Origin of the sequence: Kineococcus siccus (genome assembly GCF_009906795.1) — a bacterium.
In the GTDB taxonomy this organism is placed as follows: domain Bacteria; phylum Actinomycetota; class Actinomycetes; order Actinomycetales; family Kineococcaceae; genus Kineococcus; species Kineococcus siccus.
The window spans coordinates 1-8,770 of sequence record NZ_JAAALN010000180.1; the positions used below are offsets into that span (position 1 = coordinate 1).

At 76.5% G+C, this 8,770-nt stretch carries 8 protein-coding genes; 4 read left to right on the forward strand and 4 right to left on the reverse strand.

What is annotated here, in order from left to right; translation table 11 throughout:
- Positions 1–419, forward strand: a 419-nt coding sequence (locus tag GTR02_RS16790; protein WP_240895900.1) for a mannosyltransferase YkcB-related protein, incomplete at its 5' end; no start/stop codon positions are given.
- 70 nt (positions 420–489) lie between these two features.
- On the opposite strand, the gene GTR02_RS24620 is transcribed toward GTR02_RS16790, so the two are convergent.
- Together GTR02_RS24620 and aspS are read right to left on the reverse strand one after the other, a co-directional pair.
- Complete coding sequence (locus GTR02_RS24620; protein ID WP_166608640.1) at positions 490–1,134, reverse strand: phosphatase PAP2 family protein; 645 nt, start codon at positions 1,132–1,134, stop codon at positions 490–492.
- The gene (gene aspS / locus GTR02_RS16800; RefSeq protein WP_166608641.1) at positions 1,127–2,920 is read right to left on the reverse strand and encodes an aspartate--tRNA ligase; all 1,794 of its coding nucleotides are present in this window, start codon (positions 2,918–2,920) and stop codon (positions 1,127–1,129) included. Before aspS ends, GTR02_RS24620 begins: the two co-directional genes overlap by 8 nt.
- 130 nt (positions 2,921–3,050) lie before the next feature.
- Between aspS and GTR02_RS16805 the strand changes: the two genes are divergently transcribed.
- The gene (locus tag GTR02_RS16805) at positions 3,051–4,604 is read left to right on the forward strand and encodes a hypothetical protein (protein WP_166608642.1); all 1,554 of its coding nucleotides are present in this window, start codon (positions 3,051–3,053) and stop codon (positions 4,602–4,604) included.
- 87 nt (positions 4,605–4,691) lie between these two features.
- Here GTR02_RS16805 and GTR02_RS16810 read toward each other — a convergent pair whose 3' ends face one another.
- Positions 4,692–5,783 carry an Rv2578c family radical SAM protein gene (locus GTR02_RS16810; RefSeq protein WP_205709468.1) on the reverse strand — a complete coding sequence of 364 codons (1,092 nt, stop codon included), beginning with the start codon at positions 5,781–5,783 and terminating at the stop codon, positions 4,692–4,694.
- Between the two features lie 221 nt (positions 5,784–6,004).
- On the opposite strand from GTR02_RS16810, the gene GTR02_RS16815 reads away from it, so the two are divergent.
- Positions 6,005–6,688 carry a hypothetical protein gene (locus GTR02_RS16815; protein ID WP_166608643.1) on the forward strand — a complete coding sequence of 228 codons (684 nt, stop codon included), beginning with the start codon at positions 6,005–6,007 and terminating at the stop codon, positions 6,686–6,688.
- Between the two features lie 40 nt (positions 6,689–6,728).
- Entirely contained in the window at positions 6,729–7,391 is a 663-nt protein-coding gene (locus GTR02_RS16820; protein ID WP_166608644.1) for a pentapeptide repeat-containing protein, read from the forward strand.
- A gap of 40 nt (positions 7,392–7,431) precedes the next feature.
- On the opposite strand, the gene hisS is transcribed toward GTR02_RS16820, so the two are convergent.
- Positions 7,432–8,770 (reverse strand): histidine--tRNA ligase (gene hisS, locus GTR02_RS16825; protein WP_205709469.1); only part of this gene is annotated, 1,339 nt, incomplete at its 5' end.

Consider the following 8,770-nt stretch of genomic DNA (forward strand, 5'->3'; position numbering starts at 1 on the left):
GCGCAGGCGCGGGCGGTCTCCTGGGGGCGACGACGCCGAGCGCGGCACTGGTCGCGCTCCTCGAGGCCGACGCCTCCTCCTACCGCTGGGTCGCGGCCACGACGGGGTCCAACAACGCCGCGGGGTACCAGCTCGCGACGCAGGAACCCGTGATGGCCGTCGGGGGCTTCAACGGGACCGACCCGGCGCCGACCTTGGCGCAGTTCCAGGCTCACGTCGCGGCCGGCGACGTCCACTACTACGTGCCCGGCCGGACGCTGGGCGGCGGGACGGCCAGCGGGGGCAGCGACGCCGCGACCCTCGTCGCGACGTGGGTGGAGGAGAACTTCACCGCCACCACCGTGGACGGCACGACGCTGTACGACCTGACGCGGCCCCTCGACGCGTCCACCGCCGTCGCGGCCGCTCCGTCCACGTGACCCCCACCCCGCGGTGAGCGTGCCGGCAGCACCGGACGGTCGGGTGTGCTGGTGGTCGCGTGGGCCGGGGTCAGGTGGGGCGGTGGTCGGGTGGGGGCGCGCGGCGCGCCACGGCCGTCGCGGTCCCGACCAGCGCCCCGGCCAGGAGCCAGCCCGCCAGGACGTCGCTCGGCCAGTGCGCCCCCACGAGGAGCCGGTCGGCGCCCACGACCAGCAGGACGACGGCCACCGCGGCCCGCCGCCACCGGCGGCGGGCCCGGCTCGCTGCGGGGGGCAGGAGCAGTGCGAGCAGGTACAGGAGCACGGTCGCGGAGGCCAGGGCGTGCCCCGACGGGTAGGACCCGCCGGTCGCCGTCGTGAGCCCCGCGTCCAGCGCGGGGCGGGGCCGGCCCGCGAGGGCCTTCACGAGCGGCGACAGGGCCGCGGCGGCGCCCCCCGCGACGAGCGCGGCGGCGGCCTCGCGGCGGTGGCCGCGGCGGAACGCCAGGCCCAGCGCGAGCGCCCCGGCCGTGTGGAACCAGACGGGCTGGGTGACCTGCTCGACGACGTGCCCGAGCGTGGCCAGGGCCGGGGAACCCACCGCGGCGGCCACGGCCGCGCGGGAGAGCTCGCCGTCGACGGCGGCGGTCCAGCCGCGCACCACGGCGACGCTCAGCAGTCCGGCGGCCGCGGCGCACGCGAACGCCGCGGCCGCCGGTGGGGACGGCCTAGGCACCCGCGGTGGGCGCTCCCGCCGCCGGGGCCGGCGGCGCGGCGTCGACGCCGGCCTCCTTGCGCTGCTGCGGGGTGATGGGCGCGGGAGCCGCCGTGAGCGGGTCGTAGCCGCCGCCGGACTTCGGGAAGGCGATGACCTCGCGGATGGACTCCGCCCGCGCGAGCAGGGCCACGATGCGGTCCCAGCCGAAGGCGATGCCGCCGTGCGGCGGGGCGCCGAAGCTGAAGGCGTCGAGGAGGAACCCGAACTTCTCCCTCGCCGAGGCCTCGTCGATGCCCATGACCGCGAACACGCGCTCCTGCACGTCGCGGCGGTGGATCCGGATCGAGCCGCCCCCGATCTCGTTGCCGTTGCAGACGATGTCGTAGGCGTTGGTCAGCGCCGAGCCGGGGTCGACGTCGAAGGTGTCGAGGTGCTCGGGCTTGGGCGCCGTGAAGGCGTGGTGCACCGCGTTCCAGGCGCCGCCGCCGATGGACACGTCGTCGTCCTCGGCGGCGTTCTTGAACATCGGGGCGTCCACGACCCACGTGAACGCCCACGCCGACTCGTCGACCAGGCCGCACCGACGGGCGATCTCGCCGCGGGCGGCACCCAGCAGGGCGCGCGACGCCGTGCGGGCCCCGGCCGCGAAGAACACGCAGTCACCGGGGGCGGCGCCCACCTGCGCGGCCAGACCGGCCTTCTCGGCGTCGGGCAGGTTCTTCGCGACCGGGCCGGTGAGCTCCCCGTCCCCGCCGACGAGCACGTAGGCCAGGCCGCGGGCGCCGCGCTGCTTGGCCCACTCCTGCCAGGCGTCGAGCTGCTTGCGCGGCTGCGAGGCACCACCGGGCATGACGACCGCGCCGACGTAGGGGGCCTGGAAGACGCGGAACGGCGTCTCGGCGAAGTAGGCCGTGCAGTCGACGAGCTCGACGGCGAAGCGCAGGTCCGGCTTGTCGCTGCCGTAGCGCGCCATGGCGTCCTCGAAGGTCATGCGCGGGATCGGCGTCGCGATCTCGTACCCGGTCAGCCGCCACAGCGCGACGAGCACCTCCTCGGCGAGCGCGAGGACGTCGTCCTGCTCGACGAAGCTCATCTCGACGTCGAGCTGCGTGAACTCGGGCTGCCGGTCGGCCCGGAAGTCCTCGTCGCGGTAGCAGCGGGCGATCTGGTAGTAGCGCTCCAGGCCACCGACCATGAGCAGCTGCTTGAACAGCTGCGGGCTCTGCGGCAGCGCGTACCAGGAGCCCGGGCTCAGGCGCGCGGGCACGAGGAAGTCGCGGGCACCCTCGGGCGTCGAGCGCGTCAGGGTGGGCGTCTCCACCTCGGTGAACGCGTGCGCCTCCAGCACCCGGCGCGCGGCGCGGTTGACCTCGCTGCGCAACCTCATGGCGGCGGCCGGGCCGCTGCGGCGCAGGTCGAGGTAGCGGTACTTCAGCCGCGCCTCCTCGCCGACCTCCACGTGGTCGTCGATCTGGAAGGGCAGCGGCGCGGCGGCGCTGAGCACCTCGAGCTCGGCGGCGTCGACCTCGACGGCCCCGGTCGGCAGGTTCGGGTTCTCGTTGCCCGCCGGGCGCTCCCGGACGGCGCCCGTCAGGCGGACGCAGTACTCGTTGCGCAGCTCGTGCGCGCCGCCGCGCTCGAGGACCTCGTCGCGCGCGACGACCTGGACGACGCCCGAGGCGTCGCGCAGGTCCAGGAAGGCCACTCCCCCGTGGTCTCGCCGCCGCGCCACCCAGCCGGTGAGCGTCACGGTCTGTCCGGCGTGACCGGCACGCAGCGTGCCGGCCTCGTGGGTGCGGAGCACGGGAGGTCCTCTCGTCGTCGGGCGCGGGGTGCGCTCGGGCGATCCTACGGACGTCGCCGCGACCGCGCGGCCACCGTTGCGGCGCAGCGGCCCGGCCCGGCGACGCGGGGCGTGTGCCAGGGTTCTCCGCGTGCCGCGCCTGCTCTCCCCCGCCCGCACCGTGCTGCTCGTGGGTGCGGCGCTGGGCGCCGTCCTCAGCTGGGTGGCCGCGGACGGGCTGACCGACGACACGTACATCACGCTCTCCTACGCCCGCAACGTCGCCGAGCACGCCCACTGGGGCCTCACCCCGGGCATGACGTCGAACGCCGCGACGTCCCCGCTGAACGTCCTGCTCCTGGCCCTGGGCACGCTCCTGCTGCGGCCCGTGGTGGGGGTCGACCCCGTCCTCGCGCTCGGGCTGGTCACGACCGCGCTGTGCGCGCTGGCCGGCTGGTGCGCGGCGCGGGCGGCGCGCCACCTCGGCGTGTCCGCCGGCTGGGCGGCGGTCGCCCTCGTGGTCGTGCTGGCCAACCCCTTCCTCGTCTCGGCGCTCGGCCTGGAGGTCGTGCTGCTCGTGACCTGCATGACGGCGCTGCTGGCCACGGCGCTCGCCCGGCGGCCCGCGCTGTACGGCGTGGTGGCGGGGGCCGCGCTGCTCGCCCGCCTCGACATGGTCGTCTTCGTGGTGCTCGTCGCCCTCGTCTCGCCGGGCGTGCTGCGCCGCCTGCTCGTCGCGGTGGGCGTGTGCGCCGCGGTGTCGCTGCCGTGGTTCGCGTTCAGCTGGTGGCAGCTGGGCTCGGCGATCCCGGACACCTTCGTCATCAAGACGCTGCAGCAGACGTTCGGCCCCGACCGCACCTACCTGCGGGGGCTGTGGACCCACTACGTCCCGCTCATGCCGACGGCCGTCGTCGTGGGCGTCGTGCCGGCGGTCCTCGGCCTGCTGGTCCTGCTCGCCCTCCTCGCCGCCGCGGCCGGGCGGGGACTGCGGGCCCGGGCCGTGCGACGACGCACGCCGGGCGCGGCCCGCGCGCCCCACCCGGCGGCGAGCCCGCTGGTGGGCCTCGGCCTCGGCGGGGTGGCCTACTTCGGGGTCTACAGCGTGCTCGGCGTCCCGCCCTACCAGTGGTACTACGTCCCGCCGATGGCGTCGCTGTCGCTCGTCGCCGTCCTGGGCCCGGCCGTCCTCGCCCGCGGCGCCCGGCACCGGTGGCCGCTGCGGGCCGGGCTCGGGCTGCTCGCCCCCGCGGCCGTCGGCGCCCTGGCGCTGAGCGTCCCGGCCGTCGCGCTGCCCGTGCCCTGGGCCTACCCGCCGGTGTTCGGCAACTTCGCCACCCCCGCCGAGTACCGCAGCATCGGCCTGCGGGTGGGCGAGCTCGTCGGCGACGAGCGGGTCGCCTCCCCCGGCGAGATCGGCACGCTGGCCTACAGCTGCCGCTGCGAGATCGTCGACGCCTTCTCCGACCCCGGTGCCGTGCAGGTCCAGATCGAGCAGCGCACCGAGGCGGCCGGCCCGGTGATGCGGGCGCTGCTGCGGGCCAACTACGCGCACCGCCGCGACGTCGCCGAGCGGCCCGTCCAGCACGCGCTGCGGTGGACGCAGCCCGGCGAGGAGCCGGCGCCGGGCACGCTGTGGTGGCCGACCACGGCGGGGACCTGGCAGGCGCCGAGCAAGCTCATGCTGCTGCCCGTCGGGTCCTGACGGGCCCGACGCCGCGGGCCGGAGCTGGGCGCGAGAGGCCGGGCGCCATCGAGATCAGCGACCGTCAGATCAGGGACGGTCAGACGGTCAGAAGAGCGACGGCTGCTCGCCCTCGGGCGCGGGGGCGCCGTGGTGCCCCGCGAGCTCCGGCAGGCTGCCGGTGGGGAACTGGGCGTCGTCGTCCCCGGGCATCCCGCGCACCTGGACGCCCGCGCTGCCCGGGGCGAAGCCGTGCCGGCGCAGGAGGGGCGCCACGCGGTCGGCGAGGAAGCGGCGGTACTCCGCACCGACGTAGGAGCCGCGGCCGTACAGCTGGGCGTAGCCCGCCACCAGGTCGGGCCGCTCGCGCTGCAGCCACTGCTGGAACCACTCCTTGGCCCCGGGCCGCAGGTGCAGGGGCAGGACCGTGACGCCCGTCGCGCCGGCCTCGGCCAGCTGCGCGAGCGCGTCGTCGAGGGCCGCGACGGAGTCGGTCAGCCAGGGCAGGACCGGCGCGAGCATGACCCCGCAGGGCAGTCCCGCCGCGCGCAGGTGCCGCACCATCGCCAGCCGCGCCGCGACGCTGGGCGTGCCGGGCTCGAGCGACGCCTGCAGCTCGTCGTCGTAGATCGCGAGCGAGACGCCCAGCCCGAGGGGCACGTGCTCCGCGGCCGCCTGGAGGAGGGCGACGTCGCGGCGCAGGAGGGTCCCCTTGGTGAGGATGCTGAACGGCGTGCGCGCGGCGGTCAGGGCCTCGATGATCCCCGGCATGAGCCGGTAGCGGCCCTCCGCGCGCTGGTACGGATCGGTGTTCGTGCCCAGCGCGACGTGCTCGCGCGACCACGACGGCCGGGCGAGGTCGCGACGCAGCGCCTCGCCCGCGTTCACCTTCACGACCACCTCCCGGTCGAAGCCGAGCCCGGTGTCCAGCTCGAGCCAGCTGTGGGTCCCGCGGGCGTAGCAGTAGACGCACGCGTGCGAGCACCCGCGGTAGGGGTTCACCGTGTGCCGGAACGGCATCGGGGACCCGGCGGGCACGGGGTTCAGCACCGTGCGGGCGGCGATCTCGTGGAAGCGGATGCCGGCGAACTCGGGCGTCGTCACCGTCCGCAGGAAGCCCCGGACGCGGGTCATCCCCGGCAGCGCCGGGGCGTGCTCCGGTGCTGCCTCGACGTCCAGCTGCTGCCCCGACCACCTCACCAGAGCAGTCGAACAGGCGTTCGACCACCTGTCAAGCGCCTGCCCCGCCGCCCCCCGCGCGGGGGGCTTGCCGCGCGGGGGCCGGACAGGTTCACTCGACCCAGCGCGGACGGGTCACCGGCACCCCGGGGGCAGCCGCCGACCTCGACGACCCGGGGGGACACCGTGCGGCACCCCGGACCGGCCCGCGTCCCGGCGGGCCCCCCGCGCGGCGGTGCGACGTGAACGACCCGCTCTCGCGCGAGCACCGGCTGCGGCGGCGGGCCGAGCGCGTGCGCACGACGCTCGAAGCGCTCTGGGGCGACGACCTGCCGGACACGCCGGACCCCGTCACCACCGTCCTGGTGGACGCCGTCGCCGTCGACGACCAGCTCGGGGTCGACGACGGCCTCGTCGTCCAGGGCGACGGGCTCACCGACGCCCACCTCGCGCGGGTCCTGGCCGAGGTCCGCTCCGCCGCGACCCTCGAGCAGCTGCCTCCGCGGCTGCGCGCCCGCCTCGCGGGACTGCTGCCGCCCCCCGCGCCGGTCGTCGACCTGCGCAGCACGGGCGGCGACGCGCTGCCCGGCGAGTCGTCCGGGGTCTGGGAGTACGACCTCGCGACCGGCACGCTGTGCTGGGACGCGCGGGCGGCCGCCGTGTGGGGCCTGGCCGGGGGCGCGGGGGCCGCGCCCCTGGCGGAGTGGCTGCGGCGCAGCGTGCACGCCGACGACCGCTCCGCCCTCCGGGGAGTCCTCGACGCCGCCGTGGCGACGGGGCAGCCGTGCGGGGCCCGCTTCCGGGTCCTCCCGCCGGGACGGGCCGCGGTGCTCGCGCGGGGTCGCGTGCTGACCGTGCCCGGCGCGGGGGTCCGCGTCCTGGGCTTCACGGCGCCCGACGACAGCGTCGTGCGGTCCGGTTCGTGAGCCCCGCGCGACCGACCCCGGACCTGGCACGCTGACGGCCGTGGGAACCCGACGTCGCGATCGCGAGGAACCGCTGCGGGCGAGCCCCGACCTGGGCGAGCTGGTCCCGTCCGGCGCACCACCCGCGTCGTCCGCGGCCCACGACGGCCTGGAGTTCCGCGACCTCGACCTCAGCGGTCTCTCCGCGCGCGACGCCCGCTTCCTCGGCTGCGCCCTCACCGGCTGCCGGTGCGACGACCTGGACCTGACCGGCGCCCGGCTCGTCGACTGCGCCCTGACCGAGGTGACCGCCACGACCGCGTCCTGGCGCTCGACGACCTGGCAGGAGGTCACGCTCGAGAGCTTCCGGATCGGCGCCCTCGCGCTGACCGGTGCGAGCCTCACCCGGGTCCGCCTCACGGGCGGCCGGGTGGACTTCGCCGACCTGCGCGACACCGCGTTCACCGACGTGGTCCTCGACGACTGCGACCTGCGCGACGTCGACGCCTCGGGCGCGCGGTGGACGCGCGTGCGGTTCGAGGGCTGCCGGATCGGGCAGCTGGAGGTCTCCTCGGCGGCCCTCGCGGCGGTCGACCTGAGCCCCTCCGAGCTCGAGGGCGTCGCCGGCGTCGCGGGGCTGCGCGGCGCGCGGATCAGCGACGTGCAGCTGCTGCAGCTGGCCCCGGCCTTCGCCGCCCACCTGGGCGTCCGCACCGCGGGGTGAGTGCTGCCGGCGCCACGGCCGACCGGGGTGCGGGGCGGCGTCAGCCGGCGCGGACCACCGTGGGGCGCAGGTCCGCGGCGGGCGGGGCCCACGCCGCGGCGTCGGCGTCCACCTGCTCGCCGGAGCGGATGTCGCGCACCTGGTCCGCGCCGTCGGCGGCTGCGCCCGGGAACCACACGAAGGGGATGCCGCGCCGCTCGGCGAAGCGGATCTGCTTGCCGAACTTCGCGGCGTCCGGCGAGACCTCTACGGCGATGCCCCGCGCGCGCAGGGCCGCCGCCGTGCGGGCCGCCGCGGCCCGCGCCGCGTCGTCGCCCAGCGCCACCAGGACGCACGTGGGCGTGCTGCGCGACGCGCCGAGCACCCCGCGGGCCAGCAGCGGGGCGAGGGCGCGGGTGACGCCGAAGGAGATCCCGACGCCGGGGTAGGTGCTGCGCCCGTCGGAGGCCAGCGCGTCGTAGCGCCCGCCCGAGCAGATCGAGCCCAGCGACTCGAAGCCGACCATGCGGGTCTCGTAGACCGTGCCCGTGTAGTAGTCCAGCCCCCGGGCGACGCTGAGGTCCGCCACGAGGGAGAACCGCTCGCCCGTGAACCCCGCGGTGGCGTCGAGGACGGCGCCCAGGTCGGCGATCCCCTCCTCCAGCAGCGGGTCCTGCACCCCGAGGGCCCGCACGCGGTCGAGCACCGAGGCGTCGGGACCGCTGATGGCGGCGAGCGCCAGGCAGGCGTCGGCCTGCTGCGCGTCGAGCCCGGCCGCGGTGGTCAGGAGGGTCCGGACGCCGTCGGCCCCGATCTTGTCGAGCTTGTCGACGGCCTGCATGACCGCGGCGGGGTCGGCCGCGCCCACCCCGCGGAAGAACCCCTCGATGAGCTTGCGGTTGTTGACCTGCATCCGCACGGGCGGCAGCGGCAGGGACGTCAGGGCCTCCGCCATCACCAGGGCCATCTCGGCCTCGTGGTGCGCGGGCAGCGAGTCGCGGCCGACGACGTCGATGTCGGCCTGGCAGAACTCCCGGTACCGGCCCTCCTGCGGACGCTCCCCGCGCCAGACCTTCTGGATCTGGTATCGCTTGAACGGGAACTGCAGGGTCCCGGAGTTCTCCACGACGTAGCGCGCGAAGGGCACCGTGAGGTCGAAGTGCAGCGCCAGGGTGTCGTCGCCCACCTCCGCGTCGGCGGCCTCGTGCAGGCGCCGCACGACGTAGACCTCCTTGTCGATCTCGCCCTTGCGCAGCAGCTGGGACAGCGGCTCGACGGCGCGCGTCTCGATGCCCGCGAACCCGTGCAGCTCGAACACCCGGCGCAGGCCGTCGAGGACCTGCTGCTCGACGATGCGCTCGGCCGGGGAGAACTCGGGGTAGCCGGACAGCGGGCGGGGG